Here is a 19,230-nt window from a genome sequence, read left to right as displayed (position 1 = left end):
GAGATGTACAAAGGATTTTTTGAAAAATTTTTTAAGCTGTTTTGAGAAAAGAACTGCTTTAAAGTGATTTTTATTTTTGTATAAAAGAAGTTAATGATGCTGTATTGCTTTGATTCATAATTTGTTGTTTTGAGTATAGAAGATGAGACACTACAAATTATTGCTTCTTTTTTATTGAAAAATAATTTAGAAAAAAAATGTAAAATTTCATTTTTTAAAGAATATTCTCATTGGTTTTTAGAGGTAATTGCAAAAAAGAGAATGTTTATTAGGATAATTCTAAAGTAAACTTTAAAGTAAATTAAACAATCAATACTTCCTTTGGAAATCTGTAAAAGTATATCTACAGTACTATTTCTTACAAATATTCAGGATAAAAAATTACAAAATAAAAACATTTAACAAGAAAAAATTTAATTTATATATTATTTTGTGAGAAAAATAATATATTTTTGTAAGGTGTTTATTATCTAGCACGAGTTAAAAATTCCTGATAGGACAACCAAATAAAAAGTATGAAAAAAATAAGGAAGATTATCATTTTGAGTTTCGTTTTATTAGTAAACTATTTTAATTATGGCCAGTCACCTGGAGGTGTTGATGGGACGCAAGCATGGTTTAAAACGAATCGTCTTGCAAACGGGAACTTTAGCTGGCAAGACTTTAGTGGAGACGGATTAAAACTTAACAAATGGAATACCAGTAATGAATATTCATCTAGTGGTCGTTATTTTAATTTTAATGAAGCACTATATTTTGATGGATGGAGCTATCAATTCTTTTTAAATCAAACCAACCTGCAGCAGGGAACAATAATAGGATTGTTTGGATATTATCCAACCTATTATAATACTGAAAACATTTTATTTGGAATTACAGGACGATCAAATGAGAATGTATTAATTACGAATGACAAAGTTGTAAATAGTATAGAGAGGGATGGTGAAATTTTAGATTATGGAAGTACTGTAGGCGAAGATTTATACAGAAAGCAAGATAATAGTGAAGGTACTGATGCGAAATTCAGAGAACGGTCTTTAAAAATTGTCTCGTATTATCAATATCAGCAGCCTAACATTTCTGTATGGGGAGAAGACCAGAAGTCAAACCTGACTCTTGGATATGGTTACCTTAATACAGCCAATGGTTTGTCTACCTATAATATGAAAAATTTTGGAAATACCTTTTACGGATACATTCCAGAATTATTAGTATACAGCAGAGTTCTAAATCCGCTTGAACGTAGAAAAGCAGAAACTTATCTGGCTATCAAATACGGTGTCAGTTTAAGCGATTCTTACATAGCAAGTAATGATAAATTAATTTGGGACTGGAGCGCTAACAAAGATTACAATAACCGTATTACAGGTATAATGAGAGATGACAGCAGCGCTCTTAATCAGCCTGTGTCAACCACAAGTTATGAAGAAGGACCTAATTTCTCTGATTCATACGATTCGTATGTAGAGCAGACTTATAGGGATCAATCTTCTCGTTACCGATTGCTGGTAATGGGACAATTTCCTGGAAATGACTTAGAAGATAAAACTGCCATTTTATGGGGTGATGACAATGGTGCCCTAACGGCTCAAAATGCTGGAGGTATTGCTGGAATTAAAAGAATGACAAGAACATGGAAACTATGTACTAATACTTTGCCGCCAACTGCAGAAGAAAAAACATTGCTCTTTAATAGCGCTGGTCTTGCAGTAGATGTGAATTATGGCAAATGTACTTTTACTAATACTGCTGCTTCGAGCACAGGAACAAGTGTAACGGCAACTCCTTTGCGGAGTAAAAATGGGTACTTGGAATTTAAAGTTCCGCAGATTGGAACCATAATACAGGTAAAATTTGGCGCACAAAATGGTGTGGCGGGTTCACAAGATTATGGGGTTAAAATTGATGGCAGCGGATATGCTTATATACTAGAAAACACAAAGCAACCTGTTTATGTAGGAGGGGTTGGTGTGAACTACAAAGTAACGATTGAAAAAAAACAAAATGAATTTTTTATCAATATCTATAATACAAACGGAGATAAATCTATCACGACAAGAAAACTGGCAATACTAGCATCTGAAATTGATAAGCCATTTTATGGTGTAGTTACATTAGAGAAAAAAAACACCGATACTTCATTAACACTTTTACATGGAGGTTTTGCGGCGACAGGCTCTAGGATAGAGCTTTCTTATGATGCTTCTAGAGCCACAGAATTTGCAAATTATACCGACAAAAGTTTTCTGATAATTGATCGCTCTGGGTCAGGTAACTTTGGAGTTGATGATGTAGAATATTATCCGGTAAGTGATATAGACTTAAGCAGAAAAAAAATAATCTTCAATAATGTAATTTGGGATGCTGATGGAAATGGTAAAGATGTTTTTTCTTTTGGATACAAAAATACTGCAGTAAAATTAATAGCATTAGTAGAAGGAACAGCGCCTACTTGTGCAAATGATATTTTACAGGAAAATGGTATAATAGATATAGAAGTAAAAGAAGGATTGCCTGGATATAAGTATACGTTGAATAAAACTGGAGAAGCAACAGTTTTACAAACAGGAACTTTTTATGAATCAGAAAAATCCTTGGCTGGTTTGGCAGCAGGTAATTATGATTTGACATTAGAAATGATAGGTACCAATTTTGAGAAAACAGGAGGTGCTAGCTTGGTGGCGGTAGCAACAACTACAGCATTACCAGCTGCAGGAAATGGAACCTTGGAATGGGCTGTGACAGATTTGACATCAGATAAATATATTGGTTTTATAAACCAGCGAACGACACTTAATTCAACATCTCTTAATTACGGGGTTCAGATAAAACAAAATAAATTGTATTTCTGGAATAAAGGTGTTGCATCACAAGTCGCTTTAACAACTTTAGTTAAAGGCAGCCGAATAAAATTAGGAATTGAAAACGGCATATTAAAATGTTGGGTTGATGCAGTTTTGGCAGGTACTCAAAATCTGGCTGCAGCAGATACCGGATTATCTTATTATGGTTTTGTGGCTTTAGACGGAACAAGCAACGGAATCTACAATTTAACTCATACGGGGTTTGTAACCAGTCCTGCAAAGTTGGTTTGGGGAACAGCATCTTATTTAAATATCACAGAAGGAGATGGTGTAACAAGCAAGGTAGTGCAGAAAATAGAATTAGCTGCTCCTGTATGTAAAGAAGTTCCTCTTCCTCCAACTCCTGTTATAAATGACAAGCTTATAGTGGCGCCAGTACCATCAAAAGCAGGAGCAAATTTTACTATCTACGTCAATTTAGATGCTCCTTCAGAGGTGATGGTATTGCTATTTAATACTTCGGGAACTTTAATATCACAGTTAAGAAATGCAGAAGTACAAAAAGCAACCACATTTAGTACGAGTCTGGCTGCACCTGGCATTTATATCGTAAAAGCACTTACTGCTGAAGGAGAATTTTCTAAGTCAATCATCATCAACTAGAAAAAGAAAATTTAGACTATAAATTCTCGATCTAATAAAATAATTATCCAAAATACAATTTAGGAAAACCAGAAAAAATGGAAAAGAAAGAAGGTTTGAAATCGACTATAAAAAAAATCACAGCAGTAGTATTGGCTGGGATAATATTTGGACAAAGTGCACTCGCTTACAATCATGTATTTTCAAGAGATGTATTTTCTTCTATATCTTTAAGAAAAAATTCAAATAGTAATGAAGAAAATTCAGCACTAATACCTGTTAGGAGTACTGGTGAAATCAAAGCACCTAATAATAAAAATGAAATAAATAATTCTGCTGAGATGATAATTCCTGCTTTAGAAAAAGAGGGTATTATTGGGGTATATGCAGGTAAAACCTCAGACAACCCTGCAGATAATTTATTTCACTTTTTTATAAAAAATGAAATAAATGCAGACGATCGTGTAAAGTTGACTTATGAATTACAAGGTGTTTCAGATCACTACGGAGTGGCTATTAGTATAAATGATGAATTATCAAGAGGAGGAACCTGGGTTCAAAAAAATGATAAATGGAGTAATCAGGAACAATATATAAGTGCATCTAGTTTGCAAAAAGGAGATAACACACTATTGTTTTCATTGCCAGAAAATGCAACTTACGGATATCAGGTTCGAAATGTTGCTTTTGTAGTAGAAAAAATAAAATCGAAATCACTTCGTATAGATAATTTAACAGCCATAAATTTTAATGGAGAAAATTATATTAGCGGTTTTATAGATGGGTTAAATGCTGACAGTAAGATAAAAATTGACGGAAAAACGATCGCACATCAAAATGGCTTTTTTGAAACAATTTTTTCTAAAAAAAGTGATGCAGAAGTGAAAATTTCAATTGCTGCTAATGGACAAACGTTAGAACAAAGTGTTGTAGCAAAATCAGTTTCATTATCATATCAACAACCATTGATGGATGTTCTTGCCAGCCAGTCTAAAGCATTTGTAAAGGGGCAAAAAATGATATTAACAGTCGGGGCCGCCAGTATTGAAGTTAATGAAAAGGCTTTACTGCAAAATAAAATATTAAGTATTACCCCTCTAAGGTCGCTTGATTTGCCGGCGTTAGAACCTATGATGACCAATCTGACTAATGGAAGAGGATATCGCTTTTTGCCCCATGGAGAACATTTTGCAGAAGGTGCAGTGGTTAAACTAGGCTATAACAAAGAATTATTACCACCTGGATATACAGAAGAAGACATTCGTACTTTTTATTTTGATAAAAATAATGGACATTGGGAAGCTCTAGAGCGTGATAGTCTTGATATTGAGCATCAGGTTATCATATCTAAAACCACTCATTTTACAGACATGATAAATGGGGTAATAAAATCTCCTGAATCTCCAGATACTCAAGGTTTCACGGCTACCATGATGAGTGATATCAAAGCGGCAGATCCAACGTCGGGAGTACAGACAATACAAGCACCGACAGCAAATCAACATGGATCTGCAAATTTAAGTTATACAGTAGAGCTTCCGCCGGCACGTAACGGAATGCAACCAAACATAGCTGTTAATTATAATAGTGATGGAGGCAGCGGCTGGCTAGGAGAAGGATGGGATCTGCAAGTCCCTTCAATAAGTGTTGATACACGTTGGGGTGTACCGCGTTACAGTGCAACGGATGAAACGGAAACTTATAGTTTTAATGGCACGATGCTGGTTCAAATGGATAATCAAAATGCAGCAGTGGCACACCGAGGAGATAAAATAGCACGTAAAACAGGCGATGTTCAATTTTATCCAAGAACGGAAGGCGGTTTCAATAAAATTATCAGAAAAGGAACAGATCCTAAAAACTACACTTGGGAAGTAACAGACAAAAATGGGACTTTATATAAATACGACCAGCTACTTAAAGGCGATAATGGAAATATTGCCGAATGGTATTTGAGCAGTGTAACAGATTTACATGGTGACTTTATAAAATACAGCCATTCGAAATTTGATGAAAGCATTCAAGGGAATGTAAAAGCGAAGGCAATTTATTTGGCAGCTGTAGAATATGGTAATAAAAATGACAATGCACATACAGTTATTACTTTTACAAATGGAGACTCAAAAACAGTAAAAACAAACAGCGGACGTTACGGATTTTTAACCTCAAAGCAAAAAACGTTGAGTAAAATAACCGTTGCGCATTTGGGAACAACGCTTCGCAGCTATGATTTTGTATATAAAAAAGATGACGGAGCATTTAAGAAAACACTATTAGAAAAAATAGTGCAAAATGATGCAAGTGGATCGAAATTCAACGAACATGTTTTTGAATATTATGACGATGTAAAAGCAGCAGAAGGATATGTACCGTTTAGTAGCAACACAGAAAATTGGGATACTGGAAAAGATAATATAACTGGTAATGGAGTTATTACAAAAACTGATAGAGTAGCTGGAGAGGTGATTTTTAATGACAAGATTTCGGCATTAGGTGGCGGTGTTTCAACTTCAGGAAGTTTTTCATTATATGTAGGAGTTGGCCCTGCCGATGGACAACCTACTACCGGCAATACTGTCGGTGCCAGTTTTTCATTTTCCCCATCAGAATCTAAAGGGCTTTTAGCACTAGTTGATATTAATGGAGATGGCTTGGCAGATAAAGTTTTTAAAGATTCGGGAAATATTTATTATCGTCCGAATTTGGGCAATAATACTTTTGGTGAACGTTATGATGTACATGGAATTTCCAATATTTCGCTGACTAAATCGGCAGCAACTAGTTATGGTATAAGCGCAAGAGTTGGAGTAGGAAAAGCAATTGCTTCAGCGGGAACCAATTTTCAAACAACTAAAACCACTAATAGCACTTATTTTCAAGATGTCAATAATGACGGATTGGTCGATTTAGTGCGTAATGGTGTAGTATATTTCAACCATATTGTAAACCTAAATGGTGTTGCAATTCCAACTTTTACTACTTCAAGCTCTGATACTCCAAGTCCAATGGTAGGAGGAGGAAATATCGACACTAGTGTTACAGCTGTAGATCCAGAAGAGCAAAAAGAACTTATTGCTAATTCGCCACTACATGATGTGGTGAGAGTGTGGGAAGCTCCATTTGCAGGAACTATAAAAATAGAAAGCACGGCTACATTAATGCCTCCAACAGGAGTTTATGATGAAGAGGAATATGCTTTGGCAGATGGTGTGTTTGTAGGAATTCAAAAAGGAGCGACACAAATTATAGCGCCAAAACCACTTACAAAAACAAATGCTTCAGCAAATCTTTCAATTGCTTCTCAAACAGTAGCGAAAGGAGAAAAAGTTTATTTTAGAGTACAGTCAGGCCGTACAGATCTGGCAAATGGAGCTTTTGATCAGGTCGACTGGAATCCTACTATAACTTATACAGATGCCAGCCGCAGTAATTTACCATTAAATCCAGATGGGCAAGGACGTTTTAGTTATAAAGCCAGTGAGGGATTTGTTGTAGAAAACAGTACAACTAATGTCATACTTCAAGAGGCGGCAAAACCCGGAGTAGTACAGATAACAGGAATATTTACAAAACCAGTTACGAGCGATGATATTTTGGTAATTATTTCAGGAAAAACGTATTCAGGAGTTTTTAGGCAGTTATGGTGTGCCAACTTTGGGGCAGAACAGGTTTCTAATGGAGTGCTTACCGCAACCTGCGTATTACCGTCAATCGGGGACGACTATCAGGAATTAAAAGTAGCTTTAACAACAGATAGTAACATTGAGTGGGATAAAGTACAGTGGGATGCCAAATTAACCCATTATCCTCTAGGGAATTATAAAATAAGTGGTTCAGGACCACAAACCGTAATTACTATTACTGGAGATTCTGATTATGAAACTATTCCTTTTAAAGATTATAGCGTTTATGCTAATCATTTAGTAGAAGGAAATGTATATACAGCAACAGAATCAGGTGAGCTTAACTTAGTGCCGACTTTAACTGGAACTAATACAGACGACACTGGTTATAAAGTAACCTTATCAGCAAAAACTAGCGATGGTAAATTATTGGGTAAAAAGAGTTATCCAATGATAAACGGAGCATTTTTAGAAACAACGCCATTAACTGTACAAGCAATGGCAGGAGATAAAATTTGGATTGAATATTCATTGTCTGATGCAGGAGCTTTAGGAACAATTTCAGATCAGGCTGCCATAAAACCAACTGTTATTGTAAATGGTACTCCTGTCATAGCGGCAATATTTGGACAAACAGCTGGCGCAGAAAAATTTGGATCCATGCAGCGTCATTGGGGGCAGTTTGTTTACAATGCAATGGATGGGCGTTACAACCAGCCAATAGATGAAAGCAAATTGTTTTTGCCAGATTCGGATAAAGCAGACTTGGATCCTCGAAAAATGATCTTTAATATGATGCATCCTGACATAACAACTAAAAAATATTGGTCAGGAACAGATAATTTAACCTATGTAAACGGAACTGTGGTATCAAGCTCACGTTTAGGCGAAGATAACGTAGTACTCACTAATCCGCTGGATGGTTTGGCTGCGGGGGGTATAAATACAAATAATCCATATTGTACAGAAGGTGCAGGAGCAATTGGAGTAAACAAAATAACAAAAGGGAAAAGTATAGCCAAACAATTTGGTGTAAGCCCTTTTACTGCTAGTGAAGCAGATGGAACCTCTGAAATGATTACTGATTTTCAGGATATGAATGGAGATGGTTTTCCAGATATTATCAGCAAAGGAAACATTCTGATGAGTAATAGCAGAGGAGGATTTGATGGAGAAAAGATTGTTATTTCTGGTTTGCACAGCAGTACTTCGCAATCTTATGGGTTGTCGGCAGGTTCTGCTGCAAAACATGCTAATGCAATAAATACTGCACAGGCAAATTATAACGCATCAGTATCCAATATCATACGTACTATTTTAAAAGGAGATCCTGAAAAGCTTGTAAAGGCGATCGGGCAGGCTAATAGTGATAAAATTGCATTGGAGAGTGCTAAAAGTAAAACAGATTTTACTCCGAGCGGTAGTGTTGATTATAATAAAGAAGAAACAGTACAATCTTGGACAGATGTAAATGGTGATGGTCTTCCTGATAAAATTTTAAACAATAAAAAGGTACAGCTTAATTTAGGATATGGTCTTACAGAACCTATAGATTATGGTTTAGAAGATATTACAAAAGCAGAGTCGATATCTCCAAGTTTCGGACTGGGGATGGATTTTGGTTCATCTTCCATTAGTGCAGGATATGGGATAGTAAAAAATATTACATGGAACGATTTCACTTTACAAGATGTAAATGGGGACGGATTAGTTGATCAGGTATTTAAAAATAATCTGGTTCGTCTGAATTTAGGAGATCGTTATAGTGATGCTATTGCATGGAATGGATTAAGTGTTTTAGGTCAAGGATCTTCGACTGCAGAATCTCTTAATACAGCTTATACGATTCCTATACCTATTCTATTGGTTAAAGTAGCAATTAACCCTGGTGTATCTGTCGGGCTTTCAAGTAATCGCACAGAAACGCAATTACAAGATATCGATGGAGATGGATTCCCAGATTATTTAACTTCTACCGAAGATGATGCAATGGACGTAAAACGTTCTACAATTGCGCGTACCAACAAATTAAAAGCAGTTTATACGCCACTAGGGGGAGAATTTATTGTTGACTATAGCCGAACTGAGCCTTCTTACGATCATCCTGGAGGAAAATGGGTTATGCAAAGTGTGGCTGTAAAAGACGGAATTGCCAGTGATGGACCAAACATGAAAACGCAGTTTGCTTATGCAAAAGGAAAATACGAAAGACACGAAAGAATTTTTTTAGGTTTTGGAGAAGTAAAAACTCAAAATATAGACACCGAAAACGGAGACAAAGTATATAGAACACTTACGCAAAATTACGATGTGTCGGATTATTACAATAGCGGACAATTGTTAAGTTCTGTTTTAGAAAGCAATGAAGGTGTTAACAGCGATACCAATTCTGGGGCAAAATATACAGAGAATACACAAAACTATTTTACCTATGCCGTAAAAGCTAATGGAGACAAATACGATTTTACAGCCGTAAATAAAATTTGTTCAGACAGAGGGGTGAGCTTTAGCCCCGTTAAAAGCAATATTTCATTTGCCTACGAAGGAGGAACGGCACCGCTAAAATTAAACGAAATACATAACGAATATTATGTGGGTTCTGGAGATTTTGGAGATCTGAAAAGTTATAGCTATAAGGATAACAGCACTGGAAATTATAAAACAGAAATTGCGTATACAAACAATTTAGCCAAACACATTTTAAGCCTGCCAGTGAACAGTAAAGTTACAATGGGTAATATAGCTGTGCGTGAAGTAAAAGCGGTTTATGATACTAATTACGCCAATCATATGACGCAGTTGAGTCAGAAATTAAATGACAGCCAATGGGCGGTAACCGATTTAAAATATGATGCATTTGGAAACATAACGCAAAAAACATTACCGGAGAATTATAAAAAGGAGCGTCCGTTTTATAAATACCGTTACGACGATCAATTTAAAATGTATGTCGAAGAAATCTCAGATAATTTTGACTACCGCAGTTATGCCAGAAACTACGACAGTCGTTATGGAATTCCCTTAGAAACTGAAGATATAAACGGATATGTAATTAAAAAAGAAATCGACGAGTTTGGTAGGCTCACAAAAGTTCAAGGGCCAAAAGAAGCTGCAATAGGACAGCCGTATACCATTCAGATGGAATATTTTCCGACCACAATTGTATCTAACGGGGATATCAGTAGAACGGCGTATGCAAAAACGAAACATTTTGACGCACAGCATCCAAATGACCCTATCGAGACCGTAACTTTTGTAGACGGGTTAGGAAGACCAATTCAGGTAAAAAAAGATGCTGCCATAACAGACAACGCAGCACCTGACGTGCAAAAAGACGTTATGATAGTTTCAGGACGTGCAAAGTATGATGCTTTCGGACGTGTAACGGCAGCGTACTATCCACAGACTTCGCCATTAGGAGATTGGAATAAATTTACAGACACTTTTGATGCTGTTGAGCCTTCTAAAACGGCTTACGATATTTTGGACAGGCCAGTTTCGACTATACTGCCTGATGGTGCCGAAACAAAAATGGCTTATACCATTGAAGGTGATTTACTAAAAACAGAAGTAACCGATGCTTTAAATAACACCAATGCAAGTTATGCCAACGGTTCAGGATTAACTATGAAAACCCTTGACGCCAATAGTGTGGTGACGCAATTTGGTTATGACGGAATTGGCAGAAACAGCAGTGTCACCGATGCACAAGGGCAGCAGACTTTAAGCACTTACGACATGGGTGACAGACGTACACAGGTCGTTCAGCCAGATGCAGGAAAAAGCACCTTTAAATTTGATGCTTTAGGCAATCTGCTAGAAAGACAAACAGCCAATCTAGAAGCAAAAAGCAAAAAAATAAGCTACGAATATGAATTTAACAGATTAACCAATATTCACTATCCTGAACATCCTGAAAACGATGTGCGCTATGTTTTTGGTTCTAAAAACGAAAGCCAGAACCGCAAAGGAAGATTGATTTTGATGGAAGATGCTACGGGCGCACAAGAATTCTCGTATGGAATTATGGGCGAAATCGAAAGTATTCGCAGAACTCTCATTGTGCCAAATTCTGCCATTGCAACCTATGTTACAAGCTGGAAATACGATTCGTGGAACCGTTTGCAGGAAATGGTTTATCCTGATCAGGAAAAAATTAGCTATACCTATAATTCAGGTGGCTTATTGCAAGCCGTTGCCGGTAAAAAAGCCTACAGTTACAATTATGTAAACAAAATAGGATATGATAAATTCGAACAGAGAAGCTATTTAAAATACTGTAACGGAACCGAAACCAAATACAATTACGAGCCTTTAAGACGAAGATTGGATCAAATGACTGTTGCTTCAGGAACGGGCTATCAGGGAACAAACACCCCTAGAATGTTCATGAATAACAAATATCAGTATGATAAAGTAAGCAATGTGCTTAATGTAACCAACAGCGCGGCTGGAGTTGCAAACAAAATGGGCGGTATAATGGCACACAATTACAGCTATGATAATTTGTATCAGTTAACCAGTGCCAATGGAGTATACACAGGAGCCGACCAGAAAACGGCCAATTACAATCTGGAAATGAAATACGACGATCTGCACAACATTGTGAGCAAAACACAAAATGTAGCGCAGAACAAAGTAACAGAAACGGGTGCGCTGAAGGCAGGTTATGTTTTAAATTACAATTACAACAGCACCAACAAACACCAGTTGGATAATGTAACCGAAACGGAATATCGAACCAAAAACACAGACCAGAAAGTCGATAAACAGAAAAACAACAAATATGTTTACGACAAGAACGGAAACATGGTCTATGTAAATACCGAAGAAGTTAAGATAAACGGTCAGGTTGCACAGAAAGCCGAAGAGAAGAAACTGTTATGGGACGAAGAAAACCGTCTGATGGCGGCTGATATAAACGGTTATGTTTCTTCCTACACCTACGATGCAGGCGGAGAGCGTGTAACCAAGCTTTCAGGTGGCGGACAAGGCATATTTGTAAATTCTGTATTCTCTGGAGGAAAAACCTCAACATCAGATTTTACACTATATGTAAATCCTTATTTAGTAGCACAAAGTGGTGGCCGTTATACTAAACATATTTACATAGGTTCGCAAAGAATAGTTTCTAAACTAGGAGATTTTGATAGTTATGGCGCAGACCCAAGACGATTGGAAAAAGCAGGTGAATCATTCTCAGGAGTGAAAGTAAATTATGACGCGAAGTACAAAAAAGCGCTTGAAGTTGTCAAAGGAAATTACGCTTCTTTTGAAGTACCATATTATGGTTTAGATAACAACGATTACGTAAACGGTGTAGGTTTCTGCTGCAATCCTTCTGGGGAATCTGCTTCTAGTTCTAGCGCTACTGGGAAATTTAGTGCAACAGCTAAAAATGATAACGCAGAATTACAACAATTTTATTATCATCCTGATCATTTGGGAAGTTCGTCTTATTTGACTAATTTAGATGGCGAAGTATTACAGCATATTGAATACGTTCCTTTCGGGGAGATTTTCTTAGAGGAAAAGAATGCGAAATGGAATACGCCGTATTTGTTTACTTCTAAGGAATTAGACAAAGAAACGGGAATGTACTACTTTGGGGCAAGATATCAAGACCCTAAACTCGGAATCTTTATATCTGTGGATCCGCTGGCAGAGAAATTTAAAGGTTGGTCGTCATATACTTATGCTTTAAACAATCCAGTGAAATTCGTTGATCCCGATGGTAAAGCTCCAAATGATATTATTATATGGGGATGGGATCCAATAGCAAATAAATATAGACAGACATTCGTAATGAAATCTAATATCTATAACATTGATTATTATTCGAAGAATATTTTAGCTCCAATTTATCCTACTAGTAGAGCTCCAATGGGTCCAACAGTCATATATGGACTAGATTTATGGGCTACAATTTTAGGCAAGCCCGATGCTGTTAGATTTAACATGATGGCTGAATTACATGCAGGTGGGGTAAATGTTGGCGGAACGATAGGGGTTGTTGCTCCTCTTAAAGGTAAAGATAAGGGCGGTTTATTTTTTTATCGACCTTCGACGGAAAAAGGATGGGATATTGGTTTTGAAAAACCAAGTTATACTATCGAAATGGGTGCTTCTCTTGGAGTTAGTTTAATTTATAATTTTAATCAAAAATATAATAAATTTGATAGATACGCATTTGAAGGAGTTGAAGAATCAATAGGTGGCAACTATGGTATTATTAGTGGTTCTTTGTTTAAGTCATCAGATGACTCTTACGGAGGTTTTTCTGTTGGGGCAGGGCTCTCAAAAGGAATTTCAAGAGATGTTAATGACAAGCGCGGGGAAAAAAATGCTTCGACTTCTGGCGCGAAATTGATAAGAAGTTTAACAATAGAACCAGGCCAATAAAGGATGAATAATATATATAAAATTTGGTTATTTTGCTCATTATGTTTTTTTATGAGCTGTTGTAGTACCAAAGAGAGTGTGAGTAAGGAGTTATTAGATTCAATATATGAAATAAATATTCAGAATAGATCTTTGGATATTTTTGGAGGAATTGAAGAATACAACATTAGAGATAAAAAAGAAATAACTTCAATTTGTAAAGAATTGTTAAGTTTGAAAAAAGAAAATAATTTGCCAACAAAACCTTTTGAAGGGACAATTCTTGTAAGATTTCTAAAAAAAGATAAAGATGGAACAGGAGAATATATTAACATTCTTTCGACAGGTATTATCTTTAAAGCAAATGGGGAATATTATATAGATACTTTTAAAGGACAATACACATCAGACACTTTTTTAGCTAAAATCATTAAGTATCTGCAAATAGATGAAAGTAAAGTTTTAGCATTAGATTCTTATCGAAAATTTAAAAAAATGAAATAAGGCAATTAAGAATAATTTACTCAGCTTTTGAAGTACCATATTATGGTTTAGATAATAACGATTATGTAAATGGCGTAGGATTCTGCTGTAATCCTTCTGGAGATTCTGGCACTAGTTCTAGCACAACTTGGAAATTTAGTGCGACAACTAAAAATGATAACGCAGAATTACAGCAATTTTATTATCATCCAGATCATTTGGGCAGTTCGTCTTATTTGACTAATTTAGATGGTGAACTTGTGCAGCATGTTGAGTATGTTCCTTTCGGGGAGGTTTTCTTAGAAGAGAAAAATGCGAAATGGAATACGCCGTATCTGTTTACTTCTAAAGAATTGGATAAGGAAACTGGTCTTTACTATTTCGGGGCAAGATATCAGGATCCGAAACTGGGAATATTTATATCTGGTGATCCATTGGCGGAGAAATATGCAGGATGGTCTTCGTATGCTTATGGGCTTAATAATCCTGTCAAGTTTATTGATCCAACTGGTATGAGTGCTGATCCTCCTACAGGAGTTGATGCTGAAAATGGAACCGTTCATACTGATAAAACAGGTACTTGGATATATGATAAGGCCTCTACCACTTGGAAAGGACAAAATGGAGCCAAAGATATTGGCAATACTATTGAACTTGATAATGTTAATGTGAAAGCTTATAAGAGCAATTACGTTTCATCTGGCGATTATGGGCCATCTAAGGATACTAAGCATGCTTTAATAGCTGCGAGTGTTGTTGTAGCTCCAGTATTAATATTAGAAGGTGGTCTGGCAGTAGGAGGAAACTATTTATTGTCAGAAGGTGCAAATGCACTTTCTCAAATAACATTGAAATCTGCAGCAATAAATATGGCGGCAAATGCTACAGCTCAATATTTAGCAAATGGGCATAGTTTCGGTGATATAAATATGGTTTCAACTGCCAGCTCAATAGTACCCGGAGTTGGTCCTGCGGTCTTTGGGGAAACATTTAGCTATACTGTTAATAAAGGTTTTAAAACTCCAGAATCTCCCGAAATGTGGGCTGTTCAAGCTGGTTCTGCAGTTTTAGCTAATCGATTTGGAAAAGCAACAGATAATTACCTTTCAGGGACAAGTTTTTCGGAGACGATGGTTAGAGAATATTTTAAAGGAATTGTAAGCGTTGGAGCCAATTCAACGCCAAATCTACTTAAAGAATAAAGTTTTAAGCTATGAAGATAAAAAAAATAAGTGGTGGACACGTGATTTTGCTATTAGCTGTTTTGAGCCTAGTATATCTTTGCTTTAAAGATAGTTTTGTCAAAAAGGAAATAGAAAATAATGGAAAGGAAATTATTGTTAGATTTACATTAAAAGACAAGTTGCCGAAAATAACAAGTTTTTATTTTACATATTTTATAAATGGCAAAAAATACAGTACGGCAAATTCAGGTATAAATTATTCTATTTCAAATTCTGAACAAGAAACACGAGACATTAATAATTTAAAAATTAACTTCTTTTATCTAGCAAAATCCTTGTCAAAATATCCTGATGTAATAATTGTAAATTCATCAAAACATATTACAGATACAACAGCTATTTTGAAAGCTGGTTTTTCTAGAGAAGAAATTGAAAATCCTCCTTTTTTAACTATAGAGAATATTAATAAAAACAAATAGAATCAAAACTCAATCACTCAGATATGCGCTTCGCTGTTAGAATGTATGTGACTTCTTCTGCTGGCGCGAGCGTCCGCCCTGTCTCGTCCTGAAATAAGTTAAAATATTATAAAAAATAAAAAATAAGAATAGATAAACAGAAAAACAACAAGTATGTTTATGATGCCAACGGAAACATGGTGTATGTATATACAGCAGAAGTTAAAATTGACGGAAAAACAGCCGAAAAAGCTTTAGAAAAGAAACTGTTATGGGACGAAGAAAACCGTCTGATGGCGGCTGACATTAACGGTTATGTTTCTTCCTACACCTACGATGCAGGCGGAGAGCGTGTAACCAAGCTTGCAGGTGGCGGACAAGGTATATTTGTAAATTCTGTTTTCTCAGGAGGAAAAACCTCAACATCAGATTTTACACTTTACGTAAACCCTTATTTAGTAGCACAAAGTGGTGGAAGATATACGAAACATATCTATATTGGTTCACAGCGAATAGTTTCTAAAATAGGAGATTTTGACAGTTACGGTGCCGATCCAAGACGTTTAGAAAAAGCAGGAGAATCATTTTCTGGAGTGAAAGTAAATTATGATGCCAAGTACAAGAAATCTTTAGAAGTTGTTAAGAATAATTATGCTTCTTTTGAAGTTCCTTATTATGGTTTAGATAATAACGATTATGTAAACGGTGTAGGATTTTGCTGCAATCCTTCTGGGGAATCTGCTTCAAGTTCTAGCACGACTGGAAAATTTAGTGCAGCGGCTAAAAACGATAATGCAGAGTTACAACAGTTTTATTATCATCCGGATCATTTGGGCAGTTCGTCTTATTTGACTAATTTAGATGGCGAGGTTGTTCAGCATATTGAGTATGTTCCTTTCGGGGAGGTTTTCTTGGAAGAAAAGAACGCGAAATGGAATACAACGTATTTGTTTACTTCGAAGGAATTAGATAGAGAAACTGGTCTTTATTACTTTGGTGCGAGATACCAAGATCCGAAACTTGGAATTTTTTTGGAGGTAGATAAAAAGGCAGAAGAATTTGCAGGATGGTCATCATACAACTACACACTTAACAATCCCGTAAGATTCGCTGATCCTGATGGAAATGGACCATTAGATATTATTTTTAGAGGAAAAAATGGTAATGAGATTAGAGTTAAAACCGCGGGAGAAGATAAGATACTAAACTTGCCTTTTAATATTGCAAAAAACAAAACAATTGACATAGGTATTGGAAATATAGATCCAAATAGATTTGTTTATGGATATACAGTAGACGTAGATATTAGTTTAGCAGCTTTAGGCGGTGCACAATGGAGAGGAGAAGTTTCTGTTGCTAGTTTTACTGATAATAAATATAGTGGTTATAATTATGTGTATGCTGGGGGACATATTAATAAGACCGTTGGAGCTCAGGTTTCTATCGCAGCAAGTGGAGGAGGAAGTATATTTTTTGGATATAATGATGATAAAGGACAAATTATAAACCCTTCAACTTTTTCAGGTGATTCATATACTTTTAACGGATCAGCAGATGTTAAAGCAATAGTTGGTGGAGGTATAAATGTAGGGTCTTTTTCATCAGTTAAAAATCCATTAAAGGAGAAAGGCTGGAAAGGATTTACTTTGGGAATTAATGTTGGAGTTGGTGGCGGTGTAAATATGGGATCTCTTGGCTTCCAGCATTCAAGTACTACTTTAATAAATGATATATTACCTACCTACGAAAGGACTTTTTCTGATAGAATAAGCAATGCAGTGGCACCAATTCCGACATCAATATTTAGAGCAACTTATAACCTATTAAAACCTTAATAAATCATGTTTAAATATAAAACTAGCCCGACAGTTTTAGGTATTCTTTTGGCTTTATCAGTTATATTTTTTTTTATATATTTCAAAATAAGTGAAATTGAAATTGAGAAAGATGATAAACTACTGAAAAATAATATTGTTTTTTCAGGTATAATAACCAACTTAAATGTGTCCAAAAATCATGCTTTTGGTATTATGCAGCTAAAAATATTAGAAACTAATAATCATTCATTTACACAGTATCAGAAAAATAAAATTTTTCCATATGCGATAAAGGATTCTACTGCAGAAATATATACTCATATAGCCATACCAGAAATAAAAAATGGTTATAAAGTTTTTTTAAATTCCAATGATAAAACCATCACAATTTATGATGATAATAAATTTTTATATAAGTGGAATGCCAGTATGGTATCCGAAGATAGTGATAAACAATTTGTAAATGAGAATTCTATATTTAAATAGTAATTAGAAAACCAGAATGCACTGTCTCGTCCTGAAAAAAGTTTACAGGAAAGTGACAAAGATAAATAGAGCGAATAGTTTCTAAAATAGGAGATTTTGATAGTTATGGCGCAGACCCAAGACGTTTAGAGAAAGCGGGAGAATCGTTTTCTGGAGTGAAAGTAAATTATGAAACGAAGTATAAAAAGGCATTAGAAACAGTTAAAGCAAATTATGCTTCTTTTGAAGTTCCTTATTATGGTTTAGATAACAATGATTATGTAAATGGTGTGGGATTCTGCTGTAATCCTTCTGGAGAATCTACTTCAAGTTCTAGTACGACTGGAAAATTTAGTGCAACAGCTAAAAATGATAACGCAGAATTACAACAATTTTATTATCATCCTGATCATTTGGGAAGTTCGTCTTATTTGACTAATTTAGATGGCGAAGTATTACAGCATATTGAATACGTTCCTTTTGGAGAGGTATTTTTAGAGGAGAAGAACGCTAAGTGGAATACGCCGTATTTGTTCACTTCTAAGGAGTTGGACAGAGAAACTGGGTTCTATTATTATGGCGCTAGGTATCAAGATCCGAAACTTGGGATTTTTATTTCCGTTGATCCATTGGCGGAGAAATATCCAGGCATTAGTTCTTATGCTTATGCAGTTAATAATCCTGTTAAGTTTATTGATCCTGATGGTAAAGAACCAAAAGACATTATTTTATGGGGATGGGTCCTTTAGCCAATAAATACAGACAGACATTAGTAATGAAATCCCGCATTTACAACATAAACTATTATTCTAAAAATATATCAGCACCAACGTATCCGGTTAGCAGAGCTCCAATGGAGCCAACAACTATTTACGGTCTCGATTTTTGGGCAACTATGTCAGGAAAACCAGATGCTTTGCGATATAATGTCTCTGCAGAATTGCACGCAGGAGGGCTAAATGTTGGCGGAACCTTAGGTATTGTTGCGCCACTTCAAGGTCCTGATAAAGGAGGATTATTCTTTTATAGTCCTTCTAGCGATAAAAGCTTTAATATTGGTTTTGAAAAAGCGAGCTATTCTCTTGAACTTGGAGCTGGTTTAGGGGTTAGCTTGATTTATAAAACAGATAGTAATTTTCAGAAATTTGATCGATATGCTTTTGAAGGACTCGAGACATCTTTGGGAGGCAATTATGGCCTTTTTAATGGAGCATTGTTTGCTGCGTCAGATGGCTCTTATTTGGGAATTTCAGCCGGAATTGGAAAATCTAAAGAAATTTTTGGAGGAAAAAGAGATAATAAAAGTTTTGAATTATCTGGAGCGAAATTAATAGAGGGGTTGTCTATCCTTCCTGGTCCCAAAAAAGATTAAT

General features: G+C 35.6%; 9 protein-coding genes. All 9 read left to right on the top strand.

What is annotated here, in order from left to right:
• Positions 1-515 precede the first annotated feature (515 nt).
• The 9 genes from AC3E9W_RS21640 (at position 516) to AC3E9W_RS21600 (ending at position 19,229) form a co-directional block, all read left to right on the top strand.
• Positions 516-3,467 (top strand): T9SS type A sorting domain-containing protein, encoded by a 2,952-nt coding sequence (locus tag AC3E9W_RS21640; protein WP_488769997.1) that lies wholly within the window; start codon positions 516-518, stop codon positions 3,465-3,467.
• 77 nt (positions 3,468-3,544) lie between these two features.
• Positions 3,545-13,471 carry a SpvB/TcaC N-terminal domain-containing protein gene (locus tag AC3E9W_RS21635; RefSeq protein ID WP_488769996.1) on the top strand — a complete coding sequence of 3,309 codons (9,927 nt, stop codon included), beginning with the start codon at positions 3,545-3,547 and terminating at the stop codon, positions 13,469-13,471.
• Positions 13,472-13,474: 3 nt separating this feature from the next.
• Positions 13,475-13,954, top strand: coding sequence for a hypothetical protein (locus tag AC3E9W_RS21630; RefSeq protein ID WP_488769995.1), 480 nt, complete (start codon positions 13,475-13,477; stop codon positions 13,952-13,954).
• Positions 13,951-15,135 carry an RHS repeat domain-containing protein gene (locus AC3E9W_RS21625; protein WP_488770007.1) on the top strand — a complete coding sequence of 395 codons (1,185 nt, stop codon included), beginning with the start codon at positions 13,951-13,953 and terminating at the stop codon, positions 15,133-15,135. The genes AC3E9W_RS21630 and AC3E9W_RS21625 overlap by 4 nt, the downstream gene beginning before the upstream one ends.
• A gap of 11 nt (positions 15,136-15,146) precedes the next feature.
• Positions 15,147-15,596 carry a hypothetical protein gene (locus AC3E9W_RS21620; protein WP_488769994.1) on the top strand — a complete coding sequence of 150 codons (450 nt, stop codon included), beginning with the start codon at positions 15,147-15,149 and terminating at the stop codon, positions 15,594-15,596.
• A 176-nt stretch (positions 15,597-15,772) separates the two neighbouring features.
• Positions 15,773-17,410 carry an RHS repeat domain-containing protein gene (locus AC3E9W_RS21615; protein WP_488769993.1) on the top strand — a complete coding sequence of 546 codons (1,638 nt, stop codon included), beginning with the start codon at positions 15,773-15,775 and terminating at the stop codon, positions 17,408-17,410.
• Between the two features lie 6 nt (positions 17,411-17,416).
• The gene (locus tag AC3E9W_RS21610) at positions 17,417-17,878 is read left to right on the top strand and encodes a hypothetical protein (protein ID WP_488769992.1); all 462 of its coding nucleotides are present in this window, start codon (positions 17,417-17,419) and stop codon (positions 17,876-17,878) included.
• A gap of 155 nt (positions 17,879-18,033) precedes the next feature.
• On the top strand, positions 18,034-18,606 hold the full coding sequence (locus tag AC3E9W_RS21605) for an RHS repeat domain-containing protein (protein WP_488769991.1): 573 nt from the start codon (positions 18,034-18,036) through the stop codon (positions 18,604-18,606).
• Positions 18,588-19,229 (top strand): hypothetical protein, encoded by a 642-nt coding sequence (locus tag AC3E9W_RS21600; protein ID WP_488769990.1) that lies wholly within the window; start codon positions 18,588-18,590, stop codon positions 19,227-19,229. The genes AC3E9W_RS21605 and AC3E9W_RS21600 overlap by 19 nt, the downstream gene beginning before the upstream one ends.
• Position 19,230 lies beyond the last annotated feature (1 nt).

The organism is Flavobacterium sp. 38, from assembly GCF_057799715.1.
Note: the sequence above shows the minus strand (reverse complement) of the source record. Positions and strands in the feature narration are given on the sequence as shown.